A 25,764-nucleotide genomic window follows, 5' to 3' on the forward strand; every position below is an offset into this window, starting at 1 on the left:
GCGGGAACCATTCCGCCCCCCACCCCGTACCCCGGCACATGACGAATTCTGACGGCAGCTACAGTCTCCGCGATTTCCTGGCCCAGACCGCCGAGCGCGACCAGCCCGGCGAGGTGTTCGAGCTGGAGAGTTCCAAGATGCTGGAGGTCAAGGTCAATGGCCGCATCTGGAGCAAGCTGGGCGCGATGGTGGCCTACAAGGGGAACCTGAGCTTCAAGCGCGAGGGAACGTTGGAGGGCGGCCTGATGAAGGCCCTCAAGCGCGCGGTGAGCCAGGAGATGAGCCCCCTCGCCAAGATCGAGGGCCGGGGCGTGGCGTACCTCGCCGACCAGGGCAAGGAGGTGCAGATTCTGCGCCTGCAAGGCGACAGCCTGAACGTGAACGGCAACGACCTGCTCGCCTTCGAGGACAGCGTGAACTACGACATCACCATGCACCGCCGGGTCGCGGGGATGGCGGCGGGCGGGCTCTTCAGCGTGCGGCTCCAGGGCAACGGGCTGGTCGCCATCCTGAGCCATGGCAAGCCGCTCACGCTGCGGGTGACCCACGGCGAGCCGATCTTCACCGACCCCAACGCGACGGTCGCCTGGAGCGGGAACCTCCAGCCGCAACTGCGGATGGACGCCAGCCTGAGAAGCATCTTCGGGCGCGGCGGCGGCGAGACGTACCAGATGGTCTTCCAGGGCGACGGCTTCGTGGTCGTGCAACCCTACGAGGAATTCGAGCACGGCCTGGGCGGGGAGGGCGAGAGCCACGGCGGCGGCATCGGCCGGACCATCGGGGACCTGTTCGACTGAGACTGGGGAAGTGGTCCGTGGTGAGTGGGTCGGGGCTGGCGTTCCCCCACTTACCACGGACCACTCACCACTTCCCGACGCTCTACACTCCCCCGGATGAGTCTGGTCGTCATGGCAACGGGAGGCACGGGGGGGCACATCTATCCGGCGGTCGCCACAGCGCGCGAGTTGATGGCGCGCGGGCACGAGGCGCTGCTGCTGGGGCAGCGGGGCGGCATGGAGGAGCGGGTGGCCGCCGAGCAGGGCCTGCCCTTTCAGGGTGTGGACGCCGGGAAGCTCGCGCGCAGCGGGCAGGGCCGCCCGGACCCGCGGGAGCTGCTGCGGGCGGTGCGGGGGGTAGCGGAGGCCCGCGCCTTTCTGAGCCGAACCCGGCCTGGCGCCGTCGTGGGCTTCGGCGGCTTCGCCAGCCTTCCAGGCGTGCTGGCCGCGCAGAGCCTGGGCCTGCCCACCGTCTTGCACGAGCAGAATGCCCGCCTGGGCCTGACCCAGCGGCTGGCGGCGGGCCGGGCGCGGGCGGTGGGAACGGCGTACCCGAAAGTTGTCGGGCTGCCCGAGGGCAAGGCCACGATGGTGGGGATGCCGGTGCGGGAGGAGCGGCTGCCCCGGGCAGAGGCATTGGCCCGCCTCGGACTGCGTGACGGCCCCCTCACCCTGCTCGTGATGGGTGGCTCGCAGGGATCGCTGGCGCTGAACAACGCCGTGCCGGACGTGCTGCGGGGCATCTTCGGGGAAACAGGGACCTCCCCCGAGGGTCCTGTCCAGGTCCTGCACTCGACTGGCCCCCGCTGGCTGGAGGAGGTCGCGCCCCGTGTGGCGGACCTCCCCTGGTATCACGCGGTCGGCTACACCGATGCGGTCGCGGCGTGGTCGGCCTCGGACCTGGCGATCACCCGGGCCGGCACGGGCACGCTGGCCGAAGCCGCCTTTCACGGCGTTCCGCTCGTCATGGTGCCGCTGCCCGAGTCAGCGGAGAACCACCAGCTCCACAACGCGCTCAGCGTGCAGGGGGCGGGGCGGGGCGGGTGGTTGAGCAATCAGCCCTGGCCGGGCGGCTGGGGGAGGCGGTGCTAGAGTGTGCGGCGGCGGGCACGCGCGCCTCGATGCGGGAGGCGGCCCTGGGGCGCTCCCCGGTGGGCGCGGCGGGCCGCTTCGCCGATCTGGTGGAGCGGCACCTGCGCGAGGCGCGTGCCCCGAACCCCTCCCACCATGACTGACACCCCTCCTCCCCCCTCCACCGCGCCCGCCCCCGAGCCCCCGTCCCCCCCGCCCCACTATCACCTGATGGGCATCGGCGGCATCGGCGTGAGCGCCTTCGCGCGGCTGCTCGCGGCGCGCGGCGTGCGGGTCAGCGGGTGCGACGCCCAGCTCTCCGAACTCACCGAGCAGCTCGGGCGGGAGGGGATCACGGTCTGCGCGGGACACGACGCCTCGCACGTGGCGGGCGTGGACGTCCTCATCGCGTCGGAGGCGGTGCCCAAGAGCCACCCCGAACTCGCCGCCGCCCGCGAGGCCGGGGTGGAGGTGCGCCCGCGCATGGCCCTACTGGACGAGCTGCTGCGGGCTGGCCCCTCAGTCGGCGTGATCGGCACCCACGGCAAGACGACCACGACCTCCATGATCGCCGTCGCCATGCAGGGGGCGGGGCTGGACCCGGCGGCCTTTGTGGGCGGCATCGTGCCCGAGTTCGGCTCGAACGCGCGGGTGGGACATGGCCCCTTCGTCGCCGAGGTGGACGAGTCCGACCGGGGATTCGGGGAACTGAGGTGTGAGACTGCCGTGTTCACCAACGCCGAGGACGACCATGTGGGCGGCAACCAGGCGACCTACTGGGAGACGGTGGAGGAGCAGCACGCGGCCTTCGCCCGCTTCGTGGGGCACGCCGGAAGGGTGCTGTACTGCGCCGACTGGGCCGGGCTGGAGGCGTTGTGCGCCGGGGCGAGCGAGCGGCTGAGCTACGGCCTGTCGGAAGGGGCGGACTACCGCGCCGTGAACCTCCAGCCGGACGCGGAGGGCACGAGCTTCACGGTGGAGCGCCGGGGCGAGACGCTGGGCGAGGCACGTGTCAGCCTGCCCGGCACCCATAACGTGCTGAACGCGCTCGCATCGTTGGCCGTCACCGACCTGTACGGGGGGGAGTTCCGCGCCGCCGCAGATGCCCTATCTACCTTCCGTGGTCCCGGGCGCCGCTGGCAGCGGATCGGGGAACTCAACGGGGCGCTCGTTATAGACGATTACGCGCACAACGCCACCAAGGTCGCCGCCGCCGTGCAGGCCGCGCGGCAAACCGGGCGCCGCGTCCGGGTGATCTTCCAGCCCCACCGCTACCTCCGCACCCAGCAGTCCTGGCCCCGCCTCGCCGACGCGCTCATGGACGCGGACGAGGTGCTGGTCCTCGACATCGCCGCGGCCTCGGAGCCGCCCATCCCCGGCATTCACGCCACGCTCGTCAGCGGGCGGATGGCGGAGAGGGGGCACGCGGGCGTCCGCTATGCCCCCGACCGCGCGGAGGTCGTGCGCTACCTGCGCGAGACGGCCACGCCGGCGGATGTGATCGTGACGATGGGCGCGGGCGACGTGTGGAAGCTCTCGCGGGAACTGGCGGGGGACAGTGTTGCCGGGAGTGGGGCGTGACCGTCCTGCCCGTCAGTGTGAGCCGGACGGGGGCGCGGGTGGAGCGCCTTCCCCTCGCCCGGTTTACCACCCTGGGCGTCGGCGGCGAGGCCGAGGTGTGGTTCGTCTCCAGCCTGGAACAACTCGCCGAGGCGATGGAGGCCCCCTACCGCGTCCTAGGCGGGGGAAGCAACCTCGTGGTCGCGGACGAGGGCGTGCCCGAGCGGGTGATTCGCCTGACCGGGCCACTGGCGGAGAGCGACCTCACGCCCGACCCGGAGTTGAGCGAAGAAGAGACCGTCGTTACCGGGTGGGTGGGCGGCGGCGTGCCCCTCCCCGGCCTGATCCGCAAGTTGCAAAAACTCGGCCTCTCCAACCTGGAGGGCACCGTCGGTATCCCCGCGCAGGTCGGCGGCGCGGTGTGGATGAACGCGGGGACCCGCTACGGCGAGATGTTCGACGGCCTGCACACGCTGGAGATCGTGACGCCGGGGGGAACGCGGCAGGTCACGCCGGATGACCTGGACTGGGGGTACCGCCGGAGCGGCATCCCCCGCAACCACGTCGTCTCGCGCGTGCGCCTGAAGTTGCGCCGCTCCACCCCGGAAGAGGTGCTGGCGCGGATGGACCTCGCCGACCAGGCCCGCAAGGGGCAGCCCAAGATGAAGACGCCGGGCTGCGCCTTCAAGAATCCGGGGGGCGTCTCGGCGGGCAAGCTCATCGACGAGGCGGGCCTGAAGGGCACCCGGGTGGGGAACGCGATGATCGCCCCGGAGCACGCCAACTTTATCGTGAACCTGGGGGGGGCGAGCAGCGCCGATGTCCACGCCCTGCTTCATCTCATCCGCGAGCGGGTGGGCGTGCCGCTGGAGCTGGAATACGAGTTGTGGCCGGAGCAGGGCCAGGAGCCACACCGGATGAGCTTCCGTGACAGGATGTAGCCCATGACCGAGCCCAAGCCGCGGGGCGGGAACCACCGGGTCACGGCGGCCCCCCCGACGCCGGACCCCACGCCCGCCCCTCCCGATTCCCCCGAAGTTCCGCCCGCCCGCCCGAGGAGGCGACGGCGGGCGCTCTGGTGGAGCCTGGGCGCCGTGCTGCTCGCCGGGGCGCTCGCCGCGAGCTGGTTCGCCCTCCCCATCCGCACGGTGACGGTGACGGGCAACGTCCGGCTCTCCGAGGCCCAGGTGCGGAACCTCGCGGGGCTGACGCCGGGCTTCGCCTGGCCGTACTACGGGGCGTGGCGGGCGCAGGGCCTGCGGCGCAGCCCGTGGATCACCGCCGCCGCCGTGACCCGCCGCTTTCCCGACACCGTCGAGGTGCGGGTGACCGAGCGGGTTCCCTTCGCCCGGCTCCAGCAGCCCGGGGGGCGGGTGGTCGTCCTCGCCGAGGACGGGACGGTGCTGCCGGGCGCCCAGGGGGTGGAGGCCCTGCCCCTGCTGACCGGCTGGGGTCCGGGCCGGGTGGGGGACGCCCTGTTCGTCGCCCGCGCCCTGCGGGGGTACAATGTCCAGTCGGTTGAGTACACACCCTCCGGAATCACGGCCAGGACCGCGAGCGGATCGGTGTGGAGCGGCGACCTGAGGACCCTGCTGAAGTATGCTGGAGCCCTCGTGCAATTCCCGAACAAACAAATCCACATCTACCCCTGGGGGGTGAGCGTCCAGGAATGAAGGACAACCCGATTATCGTGGGGCTGGACATCGGCACCACCAAGATCACCACCGTCATCGGCGAGGTCGCGCCGAACGGCACCGTCGACATCATCGGCGAGGGCACCGTGCCCAGCGAGGGCATGAAGCGCGGCGCCGTCGTCAATCTGGAGCGGGCCACCCACGCCATTCGCCAGTCCGTGCAGAGCGCCGAGCGGGTCAGCGGCGTGCGGGTGGGCAGCGTCTTCGTCTCGGTGGCGGGCAACCACGCCAAGGCGATCACCAGCCACGGGCTGGCCGCCATCCGCCGCAATCAGGAGATCACCCAGCCCGACGTGGACCGCGCCATCGAGAACGCCCGCGCGGTGCCGCTCGACCCGCACCTGGAGATCATCCACACGCTGCCGCAGGAGTACGTCGTGGACGGCCAGGAGGGGATCAAGAACCCCGTCGGCATGCACGGCGTCCGCCTGGAGGTGGACGTGCATATCGTCGCCGGGACCGCCGGGCCGCTGCTCAACCTGCGGCGCTGCGTGCAGGAGGCGGGGCTGAAGGTCGAGGGCTTCGTCCTCCAGGCGCTCGCCTCGGGCCTCGCCACGCTGGAGGCCGCCGAGCAGGCGCAGACCGTCATCGTGATCGACATGGGCGGCGGCACGACCGACGTGGGCGTGTTCAAGCGCGGCAACCTCGCGCACTCGGCGTGCATTCCCCTCGGCGGCGAGCACGTGACCGCCGACCTCGCGCAGATCCTCAAGATCCCGCACGAGGAGGCCGAGAACGTCAAGCGCAAGTACGGGGCCGCCATCCCCGAACTCGCCGACCCCGACCTCACGCTGGAGATCACCTCCTCGAACGGCTCCACGCACGCGATCAGCGCCTTTGAACTGTCACGCATCATCAAGCCGCGTCTGTCGGAAATCTTCGGCATGGTCCGCGACGAGATCGATCAGGCGCTCGGCCCGGTGGAACTCGTGGCGCAGGGTGTGGTGCTGACGGGCGGGGCCAGCCTGCTGCGCGGCACGACGGACCTCGCCCGCGACCGCTTCCGGCTGCCCGTCCGGCTGGGGCGCCCGCGCGGGATCGGGGGGCTCACCGACATCGTGAGCGGCCCGGCGCACTCCAGCGGCGTCGGCCTGGTGCTGTACGGGATCGGCCAGGACGGCAAGGTGCCCGTCTCAGTGTTCCAGGAACCGGAGCCCGCGCCGGCTCCCGCCCCGGTGAGCAAGGGGAGCCCACAGCCCGAGGTCACGGTGGTCGCGCCCAACCCGGCGCCCGCCGCCGCGCCCAAGAAGGAGAAGGACAAGAGCAGCGGCACCTTTATGGACCGCGTGCGGGGCATTTTCAAGGACTGGCTGTAACCGGTTTAGCGGTGAGGCCGGGGCGCAGGAGGACCCGACCCTTCCCCCGGGGGGACGTGGCGGGTATCCTGCGTTAAACTACACCGCATGATTCGTGGGCACCGCCAAGGGTGCGCCGCGTGAAGGAGACATGATGCAAGCGGCCAGAATTCGCGTGATTGGCTTGGGCGGGGCGGGAAACAATGCGGTGAACCGCATGATCGAATCGGGACTCGAGGGCGTCGAGTTCGTCGCGGGGAACACCGACGCGCAGGTGCTCGCCAAGAGCCACGCCGAGGTCCGCATTCAGCTCGGGGACCGCCTGACCCGCGGTCTGGGCGCCGGGGCCGACCCCGAGGTGGGGGAAAAGGCCGCCCTGGAGGACCGCGAGCGCATCAAGGAGTACCTCGACGGCACCGACATGCTGTTTATCACCGCCGGGATGGGCGGCGGCACCGGCACGGGCAGCGCCCCGGTGGTCGCCGAGATCGCCCGCGAGATGGGCATCCTGACGGTCGCCATCGTGACCCGGCCCTTCAAGTTCGAGGGACCCAAGCGCGCCCGGGTGGCCGAGGACGGCATCAACAAGCTCACGGAGCGCGTGGACGGCATGATCGTGGTGAACAACGAGAAGCTGCTCACCGCCGTGGACAAGAAGGTCTCGTTCCGCGAGGCGTTCCTCATCGCCGACCGGGTGCTGTACTACGGGGTCAAGGGGATCAGCGACGTGATCAACGTCGAGGGCATGATCAACCTCGACTTCGCGGACGTGCGGAATATGCTCTCCAACTCGGGCACGGTCCTGATGGGCATCGGCGCGGGCCGGGGCGAGAAGGTCGCCGACGAGGCCGCCATGAGCGCCATCCACTCGCCGCTGCTGGAGCGCGGCATCGAGGGGGCGCGCCGCATCCTGATCAACGTGACGGGCGGCTACGACCTCTCCATGACGGACGCGAACGAGATCGTGGAGAAGATCCGCGACGCCACCGGCTTCGAGGACCCCGACATCCTCTTCGGCATCACGCCGGACGAGGCGGCGGGCGACGAGGTGCGCGTCACCGTGATCGCCACCGGCTTCGGCGAGGGCGCCTTCCCCAGCGGCCTGAGCCTGGGCATGGGCAAGTCGGGCAGCCGCGGCACGAGCATCGACACCATCGTGCGCCCGGTGCGCGGTCAGGGCGGCAGCTCCTACGACCCCAAGGACTACGACATCCCCGCGTTCCTGCGGAATGTCGGGCGCGACTGAGCCCCCGCGTCACGGCGTCTCTTCCAACCACCCTCCGCGCGGGGGTGGTTTTTTCGGCTTGTGAGAGGGAAACCGGTGGGCGGACACGTTGTCCAGGGGACGGGGCGGTTGCGTTGGGGCAGCGTGCCCGTTCACGCCCTCTCCAGGGAAGGATTAAAACGGTCTGCCTTGAAGCGGTTTTGCGAAAGCCAAGCCCAGGAAAACCGTTGAAACTGGGCTGACCACTGGAAACAGGGCCCCACACCTTTGTAGCCCTCAACACTTTAGCCTGGCCTCATTGTACGGCGGCGTACTCAATCGCTTTTCCCCGACTTTTACGATCCCATTGTCGAGCTGGGAACAGGTCCGTAATCTTCCCGGATTGACTGAAGACGAGCGGGGCTTGAAGCATGTCCGGACGAGGCGCGCTTCAAGTCAAGGCCACCTTTTGATGTTCCTGATCAGGAGGATTGAAGATGCGTAAGGTAATCGTGTCGGCGGCCCTGCTGGTGTCCTCGGTGGCTCTGGCGGGAGGCGGCAGCGCCGTCCCGACGGGCAACACCATCGCGGCCATCGTGGCGAACGACCCCAACTTCAGCACCCTGCTGTCGGCGGTGCAGGCGGCCGGGCTGGTGGAGACGCTGAGCGGCCCCGGGCCGTACACCGTCTTCGCGCCCACCAACGCGGCCTTCGCCAAGGTGCCGCAGGATCAGCTCACCGCCCTGCTGAACAACCGCGAGCAGCTCCGCGCCCTGCTGCTGTACCACGTGGTGCCGGGCCGGGTGACGGCGGCCCAAGTCAGTGGCCTGAGCAGCGCGACGACCGCGAGCGGCGGGACCCTGAACATCACCGCGAGCGGCAACACGGTCAGGATCAACGACGCGACGGTCACCCGTGCCGACATCCGCGCGAGTAACGGGATCATCCACGTCATCGACACCGTTCTGATGCCCTGAGCGGGCCGGGCACGGGGGAGGAACGCAGCAACCTGCGCGCCCTCCCCCGTGCCCACACTCCGCCAGGAGGCTCCCCACCCATGGCCTCACCCCTCTTCCGATCCTTCCCGCTCCTGCCCGCGCTGCTGCTGGGCTGGCAGGCCACGGCGGCGGCGCCCGGAACCCTCCCCCTGCCCACGCCGGTCGCCCCACCCGCAGCGGTCACCCGCGTCACACCTCCCCTGCGCCTCCAACTCCGCCTGAGTGCGCCTGAGCCCGTGCTGATCGGGAGCCGGGTGGAGCGGCCCAGCCTTGAACGCCAGTTCACGCTGCTGGTGCCGGGGGAGCAGGCCGCGCGGCTCAGAACGTCGGGGGACCTCTCCCCCTTGCGGGCCGCCCTGGATCGGGTCTACACGCAGGTGGAGGCCCGGCGGGCAAGGGACGTGCGGTTTTTCCGCGAGGGGAATTCTTGGGTCGCCCGGGCCCAGACGGGCTGGAAGGTTGACCGGAAACAGACGGAGGCGCGGCTGCGGGAGGCGCTGGGGCGGGGGGAAGGAAGCAGCGCGCTCGTCCTGCGCCTCCGGGCCCCGGCCCGCAGCGTCCGCTGGGCGCACGGGCAGGGTCTGACGCACCTCGCCTCGGGGAGGTCCACCTTCGCGGGAAGCCCCGGCTTCCGGGTGCAGAACATCCGGGTGGGCGCGGGCAAGCTGCACGGCACCTGGGTCGCGCCCGGGGCAGAGTTCAATTTCAATATGCGGGTGGGGCGCATCGACGCCGCGGGCGGCTTCGTGCGGGGGTACGTAATCACGGGCCGGACCCTCAGCCTGGAGGACGGCGGCGGGCTCTGTCAGGTCAGCACCACCGTGTTTCGCGCGGCGCACGCGGCGGGGCTCCCGATCACCGAGCGGCACGCGCACTCCTATCAGGTGGCGTACTACGACCCGCCCGGGCTCGACGCGGCGGTGTACGCGCCGAGCAAGAACCTGCGCTGGCGCAACGACACGGCCGGGCCGCTGCTCGTGCAGGCGAGCTGGGACCTCTCACGGCGGGAACTCCGCATCGACCTGTTCGGGCGCCCCGATGGCCGGAAGGTGTGGGTGGCGGCCCCGCGCCAGGCGGACGTGCGCCCGCCCCCGCCCCCGGCGTTCGTGGCCGACGCGAACTTACGTCCCGGGGAGACGCGGCGGCTCGACATGCCCGCCCCCGGCTCGCGGGTCAGCGTCGCGCGGCAGGTCCGGTACGCGGACGGGCGGGTGGTCCGGGACGAGACGCGCAGCGTCTACCGGCCCTGGGGTGGGCTCTTCGCGGTCAGTCCCCAGGACGGGCGGGTGCGCTGAGCCAGGCCGCCTCAGGGTGGGGGCAGCCGCAGGTCGGCGAGCAGGGCGCGGTGGTCGCTGAGCAGATCGGGGAGGGCCGAAGCACGTTCGACCCGGGCGCCTTGCGTCCAGATGTAGTCGATGCGCGAGTGCCCGAAGCGGGCGTGGTGGGTGAAGCCGAAGCCGAGCCCCCCGGCCAGGAAGGCGTCGATCAGGCCGAGGGCCGACAGGTGGGCGTGCAGTTCGCCGTGCGGCGGGGCATTCAGGTCCCCCGCGAGGACGAGCGGGCCGGGCGTTGCCCTCAGAATGCTCTCCATGACCCCCACGAAGTCGCGCCGCACCGCGAGGCGGCGGGAGACTCGTTTCGGTAACGAGCGGCCCAACCGCACGTCACTGGCACTGGGCAGGAGTCCGAGGGTGGGGAGGTGGGTATTCACCACCGTCACCGTTCGCCCGGAGACCCCCACGGACGTGACGAGAACCGCGTGGGGCGAGCGGGGGAAGGACACGACCCGGGAGGAATGCACTTGCAGGCGCGAGAGCGTGATCAATTCGTCGTGCCGAACGAGGGTCCAGCCGGGGAAGGCGGCGCGCACCCGGGCCGTATATCCGGCCTTTCGGTTCCGGTCCAGGGCTTCTTGCAGGGTCACCACCTCCACCCGCTCCCGCCGGGCAAGGGCTGCGAGCCTTGCCGGGTGCGCGCCGGCAAAGTCGGTGTTCAGCGTCAGCACGCGCAGTGAAGAACCCTTTCCCTCTGTGCCGGACGGGAAGCGGGGCGGGACCAAGCCTACTTGTCCCACGGTAAAGGCGGCGGCAACGGCTACATTCAGGGCGGCCCAGTTCCACCTCCTCCCCCTCAGCGCCCTCCAGGCAAGCCAGAGGGGCAAGGGCAACAGCACCTGCGGCGGCACGAGGTCGAGTGTAGCGACGGGCCACCACGTCTCCGAGCGGGCGCGGGCGAGCAAGCCCCAGGCGAGGGTCAGGGCCGCGAACAGGAGGGAGAGGGCGGCGAGTCGGGACCTCACGGGCTGCGGGCGATGGAGGCGCGCACCACCCGCCCCGAAGGCCCGAAGTCCACCCGGATGAAGTCGTACCCGCCTGCCCCGTAGGTCCAGGTGGGGAGGCGGTTCAGGTCCGCACGGGTGCCCGGCTCGTTGGGGCTGCCGTACTGGACGTACACCTGCTCGCGCGTCCAGCCGATCAGCGCCCGCTCCTGCCCGGCCGGGTCGTTGGGAAGGGCCGGAGGGGGGGCGGGGCGGGACAGGGACAGTCTCCTCTCCACTTCGGCGACGTTCGTGTACAGGGCGGGAAGGGTGGTGCAGCGGGCCGGAATCTGCGCCCGGGCCTCCCCCTCGTAACCCTGGTTCACGCCGCCGTAGGCGAGAGACAAGACGTCCATCCCCTGGGGCTTCCCCAGAACGAGCAGGATGGTCGGGCTCAGGTCCTGCAGCCGCCACACGTCCTCCACCCGCGCGCCCTTCAGGGTCAGGTCGGCGTAGAAGCCGTCCATCACCTCGCAGGGAACGTGCCACAGGCCGAAGGGCCACACGTTCTGGCCGCTCAGGCGCGCGGCGAGGGCCTTAGTCTCCGCATCCCGGGTGAGGGGAAAGACGGCCTTGGTCCCCAGGTTCCGCCGCGGCAGCCACACCTGCCCGGCCCCGCCCGAGAGCCGGTAAGCGCTGGTCGTCTCCGCCGTGACGGTGAGGGGACGCCCCAGCCAGGGTGAACGGGGCACCTGCCGCCCCTGCGCGTCGGTCAGGAAGGCGGAGACCAGAGTGCGGCTCCCGACCCGCAGGCTGCCGGTGAGCAGCAACACGTGGTCCCCCACCCGCAGGCTCTCCACGGCGAGGGCCTGGCCCAGCAGCAACATTCCCAGCGTCAAAGCCTTGAACACAGCCCGAGCTTAGGGGAAGGGGCTGACGGGAACTTGAACCCTACACGCTCAGCGTCTTCGCGCAGCGGTACAGGTCGCGGCTCACGTCCTTGCGCTTCTCCCAGGTTTCCTCCAGGGGGGTGTAGCTGATCTCGCCGTTCATCCGGCCCACCATCACGCCCCGCATACCGTCCATCAGGGCGTAGACGGCGGCCTCGCCCAGGCGGCTGGCGAGGACCCGGTCGCTGCTGACGGGGGTGCCGCCGCGCTGGATATGGCCCAGGATGCTCACGCGCGTCTCCAGCCCGGTCCCGGCCTCGATGGCGTCGGCCACGCCCTGCGCGCCGCCCGGAAAGCCCTCGGCGACGATGATGATGGAACTCGCCTTGCCCTTCGCCAGGCTCTCCTGCACGGTGGCGACCACGCCGTCCACCGGCCTGGGGTCCTCCGGGATGAAGACCTCCTCGGCGCCGCCCGCAACCGCGACCTCCAGGGCGATGTGCCCGGCGTGGCGGCCCATCACCTCGATCACGAAGATGCGCTCGTGCGAGGCGCCCGTGTCGCGCAGCTTGTCCACGGCGTCCAGAGCGGTCTCGACGGCGGTGAAGTAGCCGATGGTGTGGTCGGTGCCGTACAGGTCGTTGTCGATGGTGCCCGGCACGCCGATCACCGGGATGCCGTGTTCCTGCTGAAGGTAGTACCCGCCGTGGAAGGAGCCGTCGCCGCCGATCACGATCAGGCCGTCCACCCCCCACTCGCGCAGGTACTCGGCCCCCTTGGCGCGGCCCTCGGGCGTGCGCCAGGTGTGCGAGCGCGCGGTCAGGAGGATGGTGCCGCCGCGCTGGATGGTGTTCGCCACGTCACGCGCGCCGATGATCGCCATATTGCCGCGGTGCAGGCCGGAAAAGCCCCGCCGCACCCCCACGACCTCGATGCCCTGGTGGGTGGCGGTGCGGACGACCGCGCGGATCGCCGCGTTCATGCCGGGCGCGTCCCCCCCGCTGGTGAGGACGGCCAGGCGCTTGACCCCGGCGGGGTTGGGGTGGACGGTTACGGGGTCGATGTCGGTCACGGGCAACTCCTCGTCGGGGGTGGGGCTCAGGTCTCCTGCGTGACCGCGAGGGCCAGCGCATAAGCGTCATTCTTACGCAAACCCTGGCCCATCAGCAATTCCCGGATCTCGCGGGCCCCCCGGCCCTCGCCCGCCCAGGTCCGGGCGAGGGCGGCGTGGTCAGGGACTTCCTCGCCGGGCACGGCTTCCCCTGTGGGTCGGCCCGCGACGACGACCACGATCTCGCCGCGGGTCCCCTCCTCAAACCGGGCCGCGAGTTCCGCCAGCGGGCCGCGCGCCGTCTCCTCGAAGCGCTTGGAGAGTTCGCGGGTCACGCTGGCGGCCCGCGTCTCGCCGCACGCCCGGGCCAGGTCGGCGAGCGTGGCGGCGAGGCGGTGGGGGCTCTCGTACAGGATGGTCGTCTCGGGGCGGGCGGCAATGGCCTCCAGGCGCTCCCGGCGCTCGCGGCCCGAGCGGGGCAGGAAGCCCTCGAAGGTGAAGCGGGCGTTCGGGAGCCCCGACAGCACGAGCGCCGGGACGAAGGCGGTCGGCCCCGGCAGCACCTCGACCGGGATGTCCGCCGCGACCGCCGCCCGCACGAGTTCCGCCCCCGGGTCGCTGATGCCCGGCGTGCCCGCGTCGGAGACGTAGGCGAGGCGGGGATACTGTTCCAGCACCTGCCCGGCGCGGTGCATGGTGTGGGCGTCGAGACGGACGAGGGGCTTGCCGATCCCCAGGTGGGTGAGCAGCGCCCCTGTCCGCCGCGTGTCCTCGCAGGCCACGGCGTCCGCCCCGCGCAGCACCTCCACCGCCCGCAGGGTGATGTCCCCCAGGTTGCCCACGGGCGTGGGCACAAGCCAGACGCGGGGGGAGGAGGGCTCGGGGGTCACGGACGACCTCCGGCCACAGTTCCCCGGGCTCCCGGCTGACCGTTCCTCCTCATTCCCCGGCTTCGCTCACTCCGCCCGCGGGCACGGCCTCCGCCACCAATCCCGGCACCGGCTTGAGGCGCACGCGCACCTTGCGGGGACGCTTGAGGACGCTGGTGATGCGCGCGCGCAGCAGTTCCGCCTCGCCGACCGTGACGGTCACGACCGTGCCTTCCGGGAGCCGCGCGCCGATCAAGACGACCACGCCGCTTTCCACGATGCCCTTGTACGCCCTCATATGCAGATCACTCTATTCCTTGCACTCCCGAAGAGTGCCCGGGGGAGCTAGGAGGCCTCCTGAACCGGGACTCACACTTCCCGGCCCTGGGCCCGGTGCTGCCGCCGCTCGGCCCCCGAGAGGGCCTCCCGCAGCGCGATGATCTCGCTCTCACGCGCCCCGCCCAGCCGCGCGTAGCGGTCGATCACCTCGGCCGCCTCGCGCCGCCGGTCCAGCCGCAGCAGGATGCTGCCCAGATGTTCGCCCCTCACGAAGTACGCGCGGGGATTTTCCGGGTCGGCGGCGACCTGCGCCCGCGCCGTCTCCAGGCGTTCCAGCGTGTCCCGGTGGCGGCCCACCTGCCAGCGCACGAGGTAGGCGGCGAGCGCGAACGTGAGGATCGCCCCCAGCGCCGAGGCCGTGTAGACCTCCGGCACGCCGAGCTGCGCGCCCAGCCGCACGGTGAGCGGAAAGCAGAAGGCCAGCACCACCAGCACCGCCAGCGTCGCCGCGTAGTTCACGGAAACCTCCGCAGGGGGGCGAGCATGGCAGGCAGTCTAGCCCGTGACTCGCCGCTTGTGGGGGAAGGGAAGCGGGCGGCCAGCACCACCGGGTGGGTCGGTCGCTCGCGGGTGAAGGGAACCGCCCGCGTAACCCCTCTCCCGCAGGGGGCGAGGGTGATCCCGTCCCCGGAGGTGGCCTCATTTGCCCCCGCTCACAACTTGGCACCTGTCGCCGTGAGTGAGCCGAGGGTCCCCGCCTTCCAGCCAGCCTCGGGGGGCTTCCCTCCCGCTCAGCATGACACCTGTTTGGTCCCCGACGCGACCGGTGGGCTCCCATCCGGGTCTCCTCCCCCTGCCCCGCCCTCCCCTATCCTCTGCCCCATGCGGCTGCATCTGATCACCGTCGGCGAACCCCGGCTCGCCTATGCCCGGGCAGGCTGGGACGAGTACGAGAAGCGGTTGCGGCGCTACCACAAGGTCCAGGTGACGCGGGTGGCCGGGAAGACACAGGTTCAGGAGTCCGAGGCCATCGGCCGGGCGGCGGGCCGCGCCCCCCTGATCCTGCTCGACCCACGCGGCACCCAGTTCACCAGTGGGGGCCTGAGCGCCTTCCTCGACGCCCAGGCGGTCGGCGGCACGGGAGAACTCGCCTTCGCCATCGGCGGCCCCGAGGGGCACGCGGACGCGCTGCGCGCCGGGGCCTCCCGGCTGTGGAGCCTGGGGCAACTCACGCTGCCGCACGACCTCGCCATGATCGTGCTGCTCGAAGCCCTGTACCGGGCGGCGACGATCAGCGCGGGGGAGCCGTATCACCGGGGAGGGTGAGTGGGAAGTGGCCCGTGGTCAGTGGGGGGAGCGGCAGAAGCTTCTGCTCCCGCCGCACTTTTTCCACTGACCACTCACCACTTCCCACTGACCCTCTCAGAACCGCAGCAGCAGCCCCGCCCGGTACACGTTCCGCGACCCGAAGTTGCCCTCGGCGAAACCCGAGAAGGGGCCGGGCAGGCCGAAGCGGGCGCCCAGCGTGGTGTGGAAGCCGAAGCTCCCGCCGCCCGAGAGCGGGACTCCCACGCCCACCCCGGCGTAGGGGCGGGCCAGGAGCAGGTTCACGCTCAGCAGGGCGTCCGCGCCGACCTCGGCCCCGCCCCGCCGCAGATCGAGGGTGCCGCGCCCCTCGGCCTGAAGGGGGCCGAAGCCCGCGACCCGGCTGTAGGCGCCCAGGTGCAGCCCCAGCCCGCCGCCCGCCGCCGCCCCGACCTGCACACCGAACGTCTCGGCCCCCGCCGCCCCTGCCGTGAGCGCCGCCAGCGCCACCACCGTCTTGAGTCGCCTCATGCCCCGAGTGTCTGGGAGCGTCATGCGAGGAAGATGTGAAGAGCGCTCATGGAGGGGAGCGTGCGGGGAAAAGAGGAAGGTGGGGGACGATGAACACGTCCCCCACCCCCTTCACTCCCGCGCTCAGACCGTCTGCACCTCGAAGTGCAGCCCCAGCGCCCCCGTCTCCGCATTGGGGTCACGGCCCGCGACGAGGGCGTACCCGGCACGTTCCGGGGTGAGCCAGGTGTCGGTCACGCGCTTGAGGTCCTCCAGTGTGACTTTGAGCAGCCGGGCCTTGTACGCCTCCTGCACCTCGGGGGTGAAGCCCGCCTGGTCGCCGTAGAAGCGCAACCGGCCCGCCGTGTCCGGGCTGGTGAGGGGGTCGAGCGTCTTGCTTGCGGAGAGGATGGCTTCAGTGACCTCGCGCTCCCCGAGTTCAGTGTCGAGGAACTGGCGGGCGCCCCGGAACACCTCGTACGTGCGGGTGATGTGCGGGTCGCGGTAGGAGGAGAAGGAGAACACGCCGCCCCGGGCGTCGAAGGCCGCGCCGCCGCCGTACGCGCCGCCCTTCTCGCGGATTTCCTTGAGCAGGTACTCCGAGCGCAGCAGGCGGGAGAGGACGAGCAGCGCCGGGCTGTCGGGGTGCGTGTAGGGCACGGTGCGGAAGGCGGCGGCGTTGAAGGCGACGGGCGAATCGGTGACGCGCGCCTGGGGACCGGTGGAGAGGGTGCGGGGCGCGGGGGTCCCGACTGGGGCCTCTCCCGTGAACTCCCCCGTAATCGGCGTGAGGTCCAGCCCCAGGTCCGCCTGCGTGGCGGTGAGGCACAGCCGGGGCTGCCCCGTGAGAATCAGGTCGCGGACGCGGTTCAGGCGTTCCAGCAGGGCGTCGAGCTCGTCGCCCTCGACGATGCGCTTGAGGTTCTCCAGGGCGGTGAGGCCGCTGAAGTGCTCCTCGATGAAGCCCGCGGGGCTGACCTGCGCGGCGGCGAGGCGTTCGGCGTAGGCGTTCCCGGCGTTCACCACGCTCGCCTTGAGCCCGGCGAGGCGCTGCTTGAGCAGTTGCTCCAGCCGCTCGCGGGTGAATTCGGGCGCGGCGATCAGGTCGCGCAGTACGCCGACCAGCCCCTCCCCGTTGCGGGCGAGCGCCTTGCCGCTGAAGGTGACGGTCAGGCGCAGGGCGTCCAGGTCGTCGGGCCTACCGCCCACACCGACGCTGGCACTTACCCCGCCCGTCACGGCCTCGATGCGGCGGGCGAGGGCGAGGTAGTCCTGACCGGCCGCGCCGCTGCGGGTGACCGCGTAGGCGTACAGGGGGAGGGTGTCCAGCAGGTCGCCCGGAACCTCGGGGAGCCGCACCTGTACGTCGAGGTACGTCAGGCCCCCGGTGGGCTGGGGCACCCGCCCGATCAGCGCGCGGCCCGCCTCCTCGGTGGTATAAGGCACGCGCAGCACGGTGGGCGGCACGTCCTCCAGCGTCAGGGTCGGGAGCACGTTCACGTCGCTCTCCTGCTCCTGGAGGGACTGGAGTTGCAGGCTCTCGCGCACGATGCGGGCGCGGTCCTCGTCGGTAAATCCCTCGCTCAACCGGGCCACGAGTTCGCGCTCGGCCTGCTCGGTCCGCGCGGCGAGGTCGGGGTCGGGCGCGAGGACGAGGGTGACGCGGTGGGGGTTGTCGAGGAGGCCCCGCTGGATCATGGGCTCGAACACGCGCCCCTGGGCGAGGTCGGTCCGCAGGCTCTCCAGCTCGGCCTCCAGGCGCAGGCCCGTCACCGGATCGCCGCCGTAGAGCCACGGCCCCAGCAGGCGGAACATGACCTGAAGGCCATACGGATACCCGCTGTTGGACACCTCGCGCTGGCTGATCTCGAACTGGTGCAGGCTGCTCTCGATAAGTTCGGGGTCGATGCCGTCCCGGACGATGGCCGCCAGGGTGTCGAGGACGAGGGCCTGCACCTCCGCCGCCTTCCCCGCACTCAATCCCTTGAGCCCAGCCGCAAACGCCCCCTCCCGAAAGTTGTCGCGGTAGCCGGAGAGGTCGGCCAGCGCGCTCCCGATCCCCGACTCAATGAGCGGGCGGGTGAGCGGCGCGGCCGGGTTGCCGAGCAGCACGTCGCTCAGCACACTCCAGCGCAGGTTGGCGTCGGGGTCGGTCGTGTGCCCCAGCTTCCAGATCACGCTGACCTGCCCGCCACGCTCGACATCGGTGCCGGGGTAGGTCACGTCCACCCGCCGGGGCTCCGTGAAGTTCGGCTGGTCGGGAATACTCACGTCGAGCGTCTGGGGCGAGAACTTGCTCATCACCTGCGTCTCGATTTCAATCAGCACGCGGGGCAGGTCGAGCTTGCCGTAGGTGTAGAAAAAGGCGTTGCTGGGGTGATAGTGCGCGGCGTGGAAGGCCCGCAGCCCCTCGTAGGTCAGGTTGGGGATGTCCTCGGGCGAGCCGCCGGAGTTGTTCGCGTACGTGAGGTCGGGGTACAGCGCCTTACCGAACGCGCGCCACATGACCGCGCCGGGGGAGGCCATCGCGCCCTTCATCTCGTTGTACACGACGCCCTGGAGCTTCAGCGGCGTGGTCGGATCATCCGGCGTCTCGAACTCGAAGCGGTGGCCGTCTTGCAGGAAGCTCTCGTAGCGCAGCAGCGGGAAGAAGGTCGCGTCGAGGTACACGCCGAGCAGGTTGTAGAAGTCCTTCTCGTTGCGGGTGGAGAAGGGATAGGTCGTCCAGTCGCTCGCGGTCATCGCGTTCATGAAGGTGTTCAGCGAGCGCGGGATCATGGCGAAGAAGGGGTCGGGCACCGGGTACTTCTGGCTGCCCATCAGGACGACGTGTTCGAGGATGTGCGCCACGCCCGTCGAGTCCCGGGGCACGGTGGGAAAGGTCACCCCGAAGGCGAGGTTGTCGTCCTCGCGGCTCACGTGCGCGTGCCGGGCGCCGAGGTCGTGGCGCAGGAGGATCAGGGTGCCCTGCATCTCGGGCAGGCTCTCGACCCGCTCGACGGTGTAACGCCCCAGCCGGTCGCCAGCGGCAGGCAGGGCAGTCCGGGTTTGTGTGGTCATGGCGGGAAGTCTAGCGCCGGGGGGCGGGAAGCTTTGCGGGGACGGCTATGAACTGGCGAGCGGGGGCGAGGACCTGCCTGAACTTCGTCCCATGAGAAGGGCCTGACCCTCTCCATACCCCCTTTTCCCCTCCCCTTTTCCTGCCCAGAACTCATGCCTCTTGGCGCACCCCTCATCCATGACGGCTACACTGGCCCCATGCGACAAGCCAACCCCGGCTGGGCACTGCTGGTGTGTGGGGCGCTGCTCGTCTCCTGCGGCAGCAGCACGAACAGCACCACCGGCACGACCAGCACGAGCGCGAGTGACCCGCTGTACTTCACGACGACCAGCCTGCCCGTGGGCTACGTTGCGGAGCCCTACGACACGACCATCGCGGTGGCGGGGGGCTCGGGACCCTACACGATGCGGGTCGCCTCGGGCACCCTGCCCCCCGGCGTGACCCTGCAAGGGCAGCGTCTCTCGGGCAAGCCCACCAAGCTCGGCACCTACACCTTCACGCTGGAAACGTCCGACGCCAACCTCAGCTCCAAGGTGCAGTCGTACACCCTGAACGTGAACGAGTTGCCGCCGCTGGCCCTGAGGCCCCAGCTTCCCGCCGCCGAGATTCGCGGCGAGACGCGCATTCCCCTGAACATCACGGCGCCCCGGTCGGCCCGCGCGGCGCGGATGGTCTGGGACCTGCCCGAGGGCGTGCGGGTCACGCGCGTGCAACCCGCCGAGGCGGGCGGCGTGCTGTTCTGGAAGCAATCGGGCCGCACCGTGACCGTGGATATGGGCTTCAAGACGGTGCCCCGCAACGGCGCGCGGGTGGCGCTCCTGAGCGTCAAGCCGTCCAAGGTCGTCACGCTCGACACCAACCGCTTCGCCTTCCAGGCCCGCGACGGTGAGGGCAAGGTGCTCGCCGAGGTGAAGATGCCCGACGCGCCGAAGCCCGCCACGACGGCGCCGACCACCCCGGGCAAGACGCCCACTGCCACCCCGGCGACCCCGACCACCACGCCGACAACACCGGGCACGCCGAATATCCCCGTCACGCCGCCCAGCCCCCAGCCACCCAGTGAGGGGGGTGACTCGTGAGGCGCGCCCTGACGCTGCTCGCCGCCCTCGCGCTGGGGGCCGCGCCGCTGACCGCCGGGGCGACGACCGTGCCGACCCTGACCCTCACCCAGCAGGCGCGCAAGGCGGACGTGATCGTGCGCGCCACCCTCGGCAACCCCACGACCGTGAAGGAGGGCGACCTGACCTGGCTGGCCTACCCCCTCACGGTGTCCGAGACGGTCGCCGGGGACCCCGCCAGCCTGCCGCAACTGGAGGGCAAGCCCGCGCTGTACATGCTCTCGGGCCTGGAGGGCCTGCCGGAACTGCGAAGTGGTCAGGACGCCTTCCTGCTGCTCTACAGCCGCCGCCTGGACAGCCCCGTCGTGGGCTTCTGGCAGGGCGTCTACCCCATCGAGAACGGGAAGGTCACCAAGCCGACGAGCAGCCTCGCCCCGGCGCCCACCCCCCAGACGGCTGACGCCCAGACGGCGACCGGGACGACCACACCAGGAACGGCGGCGACGGGCACGGCGACCACCGGTTCGGCGTCCTCCGGCACCGCTACATCTGGCACGACGACTTCCAACCCGACCACATCCGGGACCACCGGCAGCACGTCCGCCCCCACCTCTACGCCCACGCCTCCCGCTGCGGGCACGGCGAGTCCGGGCACCGGCTCCACGACCACACCCCCTTCCACGGCGACGGCCACCCCCAGCACTCCGGCAGCCACCACTCCCGCTCCCGGAACCGCCACCCCCGGGACCACTCCGGGCACGGCCAGCACGCCAGCCCCGGCTGACCCCAATTCCATCGAGACGGACCCGGCCAAGTTCCGGGACGCCCTGCGGGCGGCGCGGGGGGCGAAATGAGGCGCGCCCTGTTCCTGGCCCTCGCCCTGCTGGCGGGGGGCGTGCAAGCGGCCAGCGTCAAGCTCCGGCCCCAGGGTGCCGAGATGACCAAGGCGGTGCAGGACGCCCTCGCCGCGATCAGCACCAAGGAGACGCCGATCACGCTGGACTCCAGCGGCGGGCCGATCCTGACGCTGGGGGGCGGTGGCGCGGCCTTCAGCCCGGACGTGGCGGCCCGCACACTCAGCTTTGGCGGCGAGCGGCGCATCGAGTTCAACCCCCAGGGACCGCTCCCGCTCGCCGAGGCCGTGCGCGCCGAACTCGCCCGCGAACTCGGCCTGAAGGCCTGGTCGGCCGAGGCCGCCCGCGCCCGCCTGAGCGGCGCCGACCTGAACGGCGACGGCGTCATCGACCTGACCGACCTCGCCCTCTTGATGAACAACTACGGCAAGACGGGCGCGACGGTCGGCGACCTCAACCAGGACCGCAAGGTGGACGACGCCGACGTGCGGCTGTTCGCTGCGCAGTACAAGCCTTAAACAGAAGGTTCCAGGCCAGGTGGGCCGGGGCGCCGGGAGGAAAGCATTCTCTCGCCGTCCTGGCCCTCCCGTGTTCCGTCCCGGGTGTTACCCTTCCCCCATGACTCAAGGCGCACGGCCCCCCCGCGAGGAGCGCGACACCATCGACCTTCAGGACTTTCTCAAGCTGCGCGGGATGGTCGAAACCGGCGGCGAGGCGAAGTTCCGGGTGCAGGGCGGCGAGGTGCGGGTGAACGGGGAGATCGAGACGCGGCGGCGCAAGAAGCTGCGGCGCGGCGACGTGGTGGAGTACGCGGGCGAGCGCGTGCGGGTGGACTGGTGAGCGGTTACGCCGAAGCCGTCGCTGACTTCCGGCGCCGCAAGGACGAGCATTTCGCCTCAGGGCGCGGGCCACTGACGGGAGAGGAACTGCAAGGGTTCCGGGGCCTGAGCTACTACCCGCCGGACCCAGCCTGGGCCTTCACCCTTCCAATTGAGCGGGCGGACGGCGAGGAGGTCACCCTGGCGACGAACACGGGCGAGCCGCGCGTCATGGCCCGCTTCGGCACCGTCAGGGTGAAGCTCCCGGGAGGAGCGCAGACCCTCACCCTTTATGCACCTCCCGGCGACGAGGTGCCCGACCGGGTCTTCGTCCCCTTCCGCGACGCGACGAGTGGGACGGAGACGTATGGCGCGGGGCGTTATCTGGACGCGCCGTTGCAGCAGACGGCGGACGGCTTGGGGGTGACGCTCGATTTCAACCTTGCCTACCACCCGTACTGTGCCTACGGCGAGGGCTGGACCTGCCCCCTCCCGCCGCGCGAGAACTGGCTGGGGGAGGCGGTGCGGGCGGGTGAGCGGTTGCCGGAAGGTGGCGAGCCGCAAGAACCTTGAGCTGAACCCGGCTCAGCGGCCCACGTTCCCCGGATTCGGCCACAGCCGCAGGTCGGCGGGGCCAGCGGCGTCCCTCAGGTCCACTGGGCCGTACGCGCGTGAGTCGAGGCTTTCCCCGACCAGGCGGTTGTCACCCAGCACCCACACCTTGCCGGGGGGGACGCGCAGGGGGGGCTGGTCGGTCAGCACGCCGCCATTGACATAACTCTCGGCGACCGGTTGCCCGTTCACGACCACCCGGCCATCCTCGATGGCGACCGTGTCGCCGGGGAGGGCCAGCACCCGTTTCACGTTGTAGGGGCGGTGACGCACGCCCCACAGCGTCTCGTAGCTGTAGGGGCTGTCAGCGGGGGCTTTGAAGATGATCAGGTCGCCCCGCTGGGGGTAAGACGTGGGCAGGCCCCAGGCGCGCAGCCAGCGCGGGTACTTGAGGAGCAGCAGCAGGTCGCCGTGGTGCAGGGTGGGGTTCATGCTGTTGCCGTCCACTCGGGCAAACGTCGCCACGAAGGTCGTAAATACCCAGACCGGCAGGAGCGCCCCCAGCACCCAGACGCGCCAGAAGGTCCGCAGGCCGCTGGCGCCAGGCTGCGGGCGGGTGGAGGCCGGAGTCACGCGGGGCATGCTAGCAGCCGGGCTCGCGGGGCAAGGGTGCCTTTACCCGCGCTTCAGACTCAGGCGAGGGGGGCGGGAGGCGGGGGTACGCTGGGCCGCATGACCGCCCAGGAACTCATCGTCGACAAGTACCACGAGGGAAACGGCACCCCGGCGCAGCCCGGCAAGATGGTCCGCGTGCACTACACCGGCACTCTGGAAAACGGGCAGAAGTTCGACTCCAGCCGCGACCGGGGCGAACCCATCGAGTTCCCGCTGGGCGTGGGCTATGTCATTCCCGGGTGGGACCAGGGCATCGCGCAGCTTAGGGTGGGCGACAAGGCCCGGTTGACCATTCCCGGCCACCTCGCCTACGGGGCGGCGGGCGTGCCGGGCGTGATTCCCCCGAACGCTACCCTGATCTTCGACGTGGAACTCGTGGACGTGCGCTGAGGCTGTCTTCAGAGGCCGCGACCCTCCGTAAACTGCAAGGGTTGCGGCCTCTGCCCTTTCAATCCTGCCGGTCAGTGGTGTTCATATTCCCCTGATCGTCCACCCGACTGTCACCCTCCAGCGTCAGGTCAGGGTTGCCGGGGCTGTCCTGCACGGTGTGGCCCTGCGGCGTGGGGTACTTCGTGGCGCTCTCCGAATCGGTGCTGCGCTGGGGCAGTGGCAGGTCCGTCTGTTCGTCGTCTCGGCGTCCGGTCATGCGGGCAGCGTAGGGGGGTGCGCGCGGGGGCGCATGTGCGGGACGTGAAGCGGGATTCACGGCGTTCCCCCGCCTAGAATGCGGGCCGTGACCGCCTCTCCCCTCCCCGTGATCCTCGACGGCGACCCTGGCCTCGACGACGCCATCGCCTGGCTGCTCGCGCTCGCCAGCCCGGAGGAGGTGCGGGTGCTGGGCCTCACCGCCGTGCATGGCAACGTGGGCCTGGACCGAACCACGCGCAACGCCCTCGTCACGCTGGCGCTCGCGGGCGAGGCGGGGGCCGGAGTGCCCGTGTACGCCGGGGCCAACCGTCCGCTTATCCGCCCGGCGATGACGGCGGCGGCGGTGCATGGGGAGAGCGGCCTCCCGGCCTCCGGCCTGCCCGAGCCGGGACGAGGGGCAGAGTCGGAACACGCGGTGGACTTCATCAGCCGCGCTGTGCGCGGGCAACCGGGCGAGGTGACGCTGGTGGCGACCGGCCCCCTCACGAATGTGGCGCTCGCCTTTCGCCTGGCCCCCGACCTGCCGGAACTGCTGCGCGAGGTCGTCTGGATGGGCGGCAGCACCGGGCAGGGCAACCGCACCCCAGCGGCGGAATTTAACGCCCTGGCCGACCCGCACGCCGCGCGCATCGTGCTGGAGTCGGGCGTGCGGGTGCGGATGTTCGGGCTGAACGTGACCATGCAGGCCGTCGCCACGCCCGAACGGGTGGAGAGGCTGCGTACCCTGGGCAACCGCGCCGGAAGGGTGAGCGCCGAGCTGCTGACCTTCTACGCGGGCATCTACCGCGAGCGCTACGGGATGACGGGCGGCGCCCTCCACGACCCCCTCGCCGTCGCCGCCGTGATCCGGCCAGGGTTGTGCGAGATGCGGCCCATGAACGTGCAGGTCGAGACGCAGGAGGGCCTGAACTTCGGGCGGACGGTGTGCGACCTGTACGGGGTGACGGGTCAGGCGGCGAATGCGGAGGTCGCCGTCACCGTGGACGACGAGGCCTTCTTCGGGTTGTTGCTGGAGAGACTGGCGCGGCTGCCTTGAGGACAGGTCTGCGCAGAGGCTTGAGGGAAGGCTGACGCTTGCCACCCCGCCTCCTCCGCAAGGGGGGAGGAGTAACGACGCCAAAGCTTTCGCTCTTTCAAAACCGTCTCCTGTGGACGGCCCATCCCACCCCTCGGCTCGCGCTCGCACCGCCTTCACCACGCCTTGCTCGCGCAGCGAGACGGTGGGCCCGCGGCTGAGGATGCAGCAAGATCAAACTTTACGCTCAGAGGAAAGCGGCCACAGGCCAGATGGGCGGGCCCCTTGCCCAGCGCAGCGCCGCTCCCCCTGCCCCCTGTGGGGGTAGGGGGCAGGGGGGTGGGGGCCAACCGCAGCAAGACCCCCTGCCCCTGCAGCCTCTCCTCCCGAAGCCTCAACCTCCCACTGCAGCCACCACCGCCTCCTCGTCCGGCTCCAGCGGCTCGAAGCGGGCACGGAACAGGCGAAAGGTCTCGTCGGCGATGAAGAGGGCGCCCAGCTTCCTGTTACGCTCCCGGACTCGCCGCAGCGCCTCCCCATCCGGCAGACTCAGCGCGTACAGGGTGAGGGGCATCCCAGCCCCGCCGCCTTCGCCCGCAGAGCATCCCGGCTCGCCCGGGTCCAGAACCCATCGTCGAGAATCACAGGCACGCCGAGTTCCAGGGGGCGAGTCCACTGCGCCTCCATCATCGCCGTCACGCGGCCGAAGGACACCGGGAAGAGGTCGGCGGGCGGGTACTGGCCGTACAGGGCGCCATCCACTCGTCGCTGGAGAAGCGCATTCCCGGAAGCGTCTGCTCCAGCCGCAGCGCCAGGGTAGTCTTGCCGCTGCCGATAAAACCGTGCAGGGCGTGGATGCCCGGTCCAGATTCAGTCAAGGGGCTCCTCCAACCGCAGCGCGACGGGTAAACCTTCCGGCAACCGGTAGGCGTGCAGGGTGCGCGTTCGCAGGTCGGCGATCACGTACGGCACCGGGTACGCGGCGAGGCGGGTGTCGGTGAGGCTGGGCTCAGCCGGACCGCGCGGGTGGCTGTGGTACAGGCCGACGAGCGTGAGCCCCGCCGCCTCCATCGCCCGCAGGGCGCGCAGGAGGTGCCCGGGATGGGCCAGGTACGTGCGCTCGGGGTCGCTGGACACGTTGGCAAGGGGATAGAGCGCGGCCGCCTCCGCGCCGCTGGCCATCAGCCGTCCACCCAGGGCGCCGACGCACTCGCGGGGGGCCTCACGCTCGGCGTGGTCCCACAGGGCGCCCACCAAGGCGGGCGGGAGGAGCAGGGTCACGGGGGGCATTATCGGGCCAGGCGGGGCTCTCACAAAAACCTGC

General features: G+C 71.0%; 31 protein-coding genes. 18 read left to right on the plus strand and 13 right to left on the minus strand.

What is annotated here, in order from left to right; all coding sequences use genetic code 11:
* Nucleotides 1-38: 38 nt before the first annotated feature.
* The 10 genes from DAERI_RS07480 to DAERI_RS07520 all read left to right on the plus strand — a co-directional run bounded on the left by DAERI_RS07480 (nt 39) and on the right by DAERI_RS07520 (nt 9,893).
* On the plus strand, nt 39-797 hold the full coding sequence (locus DAERI_RS07480; RefSeq protein WP_103128810.1) for an AIM24 family protein: 759 nt from the start codon (nt 39-41) through the stop codon (nt 795-797).
* A gap of 96 nt (nt 798-893) precedes the next feature.
* Nucleotides 894-1,868 (plus strand): undecaprenyldiphospho-muramoylpentapeptide beta-N-acetylglucosaminyltransferase, encoded by a 975-nt coding sequence (gene murG / locus DAERI_RS07485; RefSeq protein ID WP_268806193.1) that lies wholly within the window; start codon nt 894-896, stop codon nt 1,866-1,868.
* A complete protein-coding gene (locus tag DAERI_RS23065; RefSeq protein ID WP_268806194.1) occupies nt 1,820-2,011 on the plus strand; it encodes a hypothetical protein in 192 nt (63 codons plus the stop codon). Before murG ends, DAERI_RS23065 begins: the two co-directional genes overlap by 49 nt.
* Complete coding sequence (gene murC / locus DAERI_RS07490; protein ID WP_165794120.1) at nt 2,004-3,428, plus strand: UDP-N-acetylmuramate--L-alanine ligase; 1,425 nt, start codon at nt 2,004-2,006, stop codon at nt 3,426-3,428. Before DAERI_RS23065 ends, murC begins: the two co-directional genes overlap by 8 nt.
* Before the next feature lie 17 nt (nt 3,429-3,445).
* Nucleotides 3,446-4,348: a UDP-N-acetylmuramate dehydrogenase gene (locus DAERI_RS07495; RefSeq protein ID WP_103128921.1), complete on the plus strand. Its 903-nt coding sequence runs from the start codon at nt 3,446-3,448 to the stop codon at nt 4,346-4,348.
* Between the two features lie 3 nt (nt 4,349-4,351).
* Nucleotides 4,352-5,080 carry a cell division protein FtsQ/DivIB gene (locus DAERI_RS07500; protein ID WP_235610291.1) on the plus strand — a complete coding sequence of 243 codons (729 nt, stop codon included), beginning with the start codon at nt 4,352-4,354 and terminating at the stop codon, nt 5,078-5,080.
* Nucleotides 5,077-6,417, plus strand: a complete 1,341-nt coding sequence (ftsA, locus tag DAERI_RS07505) for a cell division protein FtsA (protein WP_103128813.1) — start codon at nt 5,077-5,079, stop codon at nt 6,415-6,417. The genes DAERI_RS07500 and ftsA overlap by 4 nt, the downstream gene beginning before the upstream one ends.
* A gap of 133 nt (nt 6,418-6,550) precedes the next feature.
* Entirely contained in the window at nt 6,551-7,642 is a 1,092-nt protein-coding gene (ftsZ, locus tag DAERI_RS07510; protein ID WP_103128922.1) for a cell division protein FtsZ, read from the plus strand.
* 455 nt (nt 7,643-8,097) lie between these two features.
* Complete coding sequence (locus DAERI_RS07515) at nt 8,098-8,577, plus strand: fasciclin domain-containing protein (protein ID WP_165794121.1); 480 nt, start codon at nt 8,098-8,100, stop codon at nt 8,575-8,577.
* A gap of 80 nt (nt 8,578-8,657) precedes the next feature.
* The gene (locus tag DAERI_RS07520) at nt 8,658-9,893 is read left to right on the plus strand and encodes a VanW family protein (protein WP_235610292.1); all 1,236 of its coding nucleotides are present in this window, start codon (nt 8,658-8,660) and stop codon (nt 9,891-9,893) included.
* 11 nt (nt 9,894-9,904) lie between these two features.
* Here the strand turns inward: DAERI_RS07520 and DAERI_RS07525 are convergent, their stop codons facing one another.
* The 6 genes from DAERI_RS07525 to DAERI_RS07550 all read right to left on the minus strand — a co-directional run bounded on the left by DAERI_RS07525 (nt 9,905) and on the right by DAERI_RS07550 (nt 14,463).
* Nucleotides 9,905-10,897 carry an endonuclease/exonuclease/phosphatase family protein gene (locus tag DAERI_RS07525; RefSeq protein ID WP_103128814.1) on the minus strand — a complete coding sequence of 331 codons (993 nt, stop codon included), beginning with the start codon at nt 10,895-10,897 and terminating at the stop codon, nt 9,905-9,907.
* On the minus strand, nt 10,894-11,766 hold the full coding sequence (locus tag DAERI_RS07530; RefSeq protein ID WP_133161985.1) for a Hint domain-containing protein: 873 nt from the start codon (nt 11,764-11,766) through the stop codon (nt 10,894-10,896). The genes DAERI_RS07525 and DAERI_RS07530 overlap by 4 nt, the downstream gene beginning before the upstream one ends.
* Nucleotides 11,767-11,806: 40 nt before the next feature.
* Entirely contained in the window at nt 11,807-12,817 is a 1,011-nt protein-coding gene (gene pfkA, locus DAERI_RS07535; protein WP_103128816.1) for a 6-phosphofructokinase, read from the minus strand.
* Nucleotides 12,818-12,843: 26 nt separating this feature from the next.
* Nucleotides 12,844-13,686, minus strand: a complete 843-nt coding sequence (rsmI, locus tag DAERI_RS07540; RefSeq protein WP_103128817.1) for a 16S rRNA (cytidine(1402)-2'-O)-methyltransferase — start codon at nt 13,684-13,686, stop codon at nt 12,844-12,846.
* Between the two features lie 49 nt (nt 13,687-13,735).
* Complete coding sequence (locus tag DAERI_RS07545) at nt 13,736-13,963, minus strand: hypothetical protein (RefSeq protein WP_103128818.1); 228 nt, start codon at nt 13,961-13,963, stop codon at nt 13,736-13,738.
* Between the two features lie 71 nt (nt 13,964-14,034).
* Entirely contained in the window at nt 14,035-14,463 is a 429-nt protein-coding gene (locus DAERI_RS07550) for a hypothetical protein (RefSeq protein ID WP_103128819.1), read from the minus strand.
* Between the two features lie 363 nt (nt 14,464-14,826).
* Here DAERI_RS07550 and DAERI_RS07555 point away from each other — a divergent pair, with 363 nt between their 5' ends.
* On the plus strand, nt 14,827-15,270 hold the full coding sequence (locus tag DAERI_RS07555) for a 23S rRNA (pseudouridine(1915)-N(3))-methyltransferase RlmH (protein WP_103128820.1): 444 nt from the start codon (nt 14,827-14,829) through the stop codon (nt 15,268-15,270).
* Between the two features lie 96 nt (nt 15,271-15,366).
* Here DAERI_RS07555 and DAERI_RS07560 read toward each other — a convergent pair whose 3' ends face one another.
* Nucleotides 15,367-15,780 (minus strand): hypothetical protein, encoded by a 414-nt coding sequence (locus DAERI_RS07560; RefSeq protein ID WP_165794122.1) that lies wholly within the window; start codon nt 15,778-15,780, stop codon nt 15,367-15,369.
* A 123-nt stretch (nt 15,781-15,903) separates the two neighbouring features.
* Nucleotides 15,904-18,819, minus strand: a complete 2,916-nt coding sequence (locus DAERI_RS07565; protein ID WP_103128821.1) for an insulinase family protein — start codon at nt 18,817-18,819, stop codon at nt 15,904-15,906.
* A 198-nt stretch (nt 18,820-19,017) separates the two neighbouring features.
* Between DAERI_RS07565 and DAERI_RS07570 the strand changes: the two genes are divergently transcribed.
* The 5 genes from DAERI_RS07570 to DAERI_RS07590 all read left to right on the plus strand — a co-directional run bounded on the left by DAERI_RS07570 (nt 19,018) and on the right by DAERI_RS07590 (nt 22,123).
* A complete protein-coding gene (locus DAERI_RS07570) occupies nt 19,018-19,899 on the plus strand; it encodes an Ig domain-containing protein (RefSeq protein WP_103128822.1) in 882 nt (293 codons plus the stop codon).
* Nucleotides 19,896-20,732, plus strand: a complete 837-nt coding sequence (locus tag DAERI_RS07575; protein ID WP_103128823.1) for a hypothetical protein — start codon at nt 19,896-19,898, stop codon at nt 20,730-20,732. Before DAERI_RS07570 ends, DAERI_RS07575 begins: the two co-directional genes overlap by 4 nt.
* Nucleotides 20,729-21,250 carry a hypothetical protein gene (locus DAERI_RS07580; RefSeq protein WP_103128824.1) on the plus strand — a complete coding sequence of 174 codons (522 nt, stop codon included), beginning with the start codon at nt 20,729-20,731 and terminating at the stop codon, nt 21,248-21,250. Before DAERI_RS07575 ends, DAERI_RS07580 begins: the two co-directional genes overlap by 4 nt.
* A gap of 100 nt (nt 21,251-21,350) precedes the next feature.
* Nucleotides 21,351-21,572 carry an RNA-binding S4 domain-containing protein gene (locus tag DAERI_RS07585; RefSeq protein WP_019585136.1) on the plus strand — a complete coding sequence of 74 codons (222 nt, stop codon included), beginning with the start codon at nt 21,351-21,353 and terminating at the stop codon, nt 21,570-21,572.
* Entirely contained in the window at nt 21,569-22,123 is a 555-nt protein-coding gene (locus DAERI_RS07590) for a DUF1684 domain-containing protein (protein ID WP_439952249.1), read from the plus strand. The genes DAERI_RS07585 and DAERI_RS07590 overlap by 4 nt, the downstream gene beginning before the upstream one ends.
* A gap of 12 nt (nt 22,124-22,135) precedes the next feature.
* Here DAERI_RS07590 and lepB read toward each other — a convergent pair whose 3' ends face one another.
* Nucleotides 22,136-22,744, minus strand: a complete 609-nt coding sequence (lepB, locus tag DAERI_RS07595) for a signal peptidase I (RefSeq protein WP_103128825.1) — start codon at nt 22,742-22,744, stop codon at nt 22,136-22,138.
* Nucleotides 22,745-22,834: 90 nt separating this feature from the next.
* Between lepB and DAERI_RS07600 the strand changes: the two genes are divergently transcribed.
* Nucleotides 22,835-23,167, plus strand: coding sequence for an FKBP-type peptidyl-prolyl cis-trans isomerase (locus DAERI_RS07600; protein ID WP_103128826.1), 333 nt, complete (start codon nt 22,835-22,837; stop codon nt 23,165-23,167).
* Between the two features lie 58 nt (nt 23,168-23,225).
* Here DAERI_RS07600 and DAERI_RS07605 read toward each other — a convergent pair whose 3' ends face one another.
* Nucleotides 23,226-23,423, minus strand: coding sequence for a hypothetical protein (locus DAERI_RS07605; protein ID WP_103128827.1), 198 nt, complete (start codon nt 23,421-23,423; stop codon nt 23,226-23,228).
* Nucleotides 23,424-23,501: 78 nt separating this feature from the next.
* Between DAERI_RS07605 and DAERI_RS07610 the strand changes: the two genes are divergently transcribed.
* Nucleotides 23,502-24,461, plus strand: a complete 960-nt coding sequence (locus DAERI_RS07610; RefSeq protein ID WP_103128828.1) for a nucleoside hydrolase — start codon at nt 23,502-23,504, stop codon at nt 24,459-24,461.
* Nucleotides 24,462-24,834: 373 nt separating this feature from the next.
* Here DAERI_RS07610 and DAERI_RS07615 read toward each other — a convergent pair whose 3' ends face one another.
* The 3 genes from DAERI_RS07615 to DAERI_RS07625 form a co-directional block, all read right to left on the minus strand.
* Nucleotides 24,835-25,014 carry a hypothetical protein gene (locus DAERI_RS07615; RefSeq protein WP_103128829.1) on the minus strand — a complete coding sequence of 60 codons (180 nt, stop codon included), beginning with the start codon at nt 25,012-25,014 and terminating at the stop codon, nt 24,835-24,837.
* A gap of 121 nt (nt 25,015-25,135) precedes the next feature.
* Complete coding sequence (locus tag DAERI_RS21965) at nt 25,136-25,318, minus strand: P-loop nucleotide/nucleoside kinase family protein (RefSeq protein WP_133161986.1); 183 nt, start codon at nt 25,316-25,318, stop codon at nt 25,136-25,138.
* A complete protein-coding gene (locus DAERI_RS07625; RefSeq protein WP_103128831.1) occupies nt 25,311-25,730 on the minus strand; it encodes a M67 family metallopeptidase in 420 nt (139 codons plus the stop codon). Before DAERI_RS07625 ends, DAERI_RS21965 begins: the two co-directional genes overlap by 8 nt.
* Nucleotides 25,731-25,764: the final 34 nt, after the last annotated feature.

Origin of the sequence: Deinococcus aerius, from assembly GCF_002897375.1 — a bacterium.
Classification (GTDB): domain Bacteria; phylum Deinococcota; class Deinococci; order Deinococcales; family Deinococcaceae; genus Deinococcus; species Deinococcus aerius.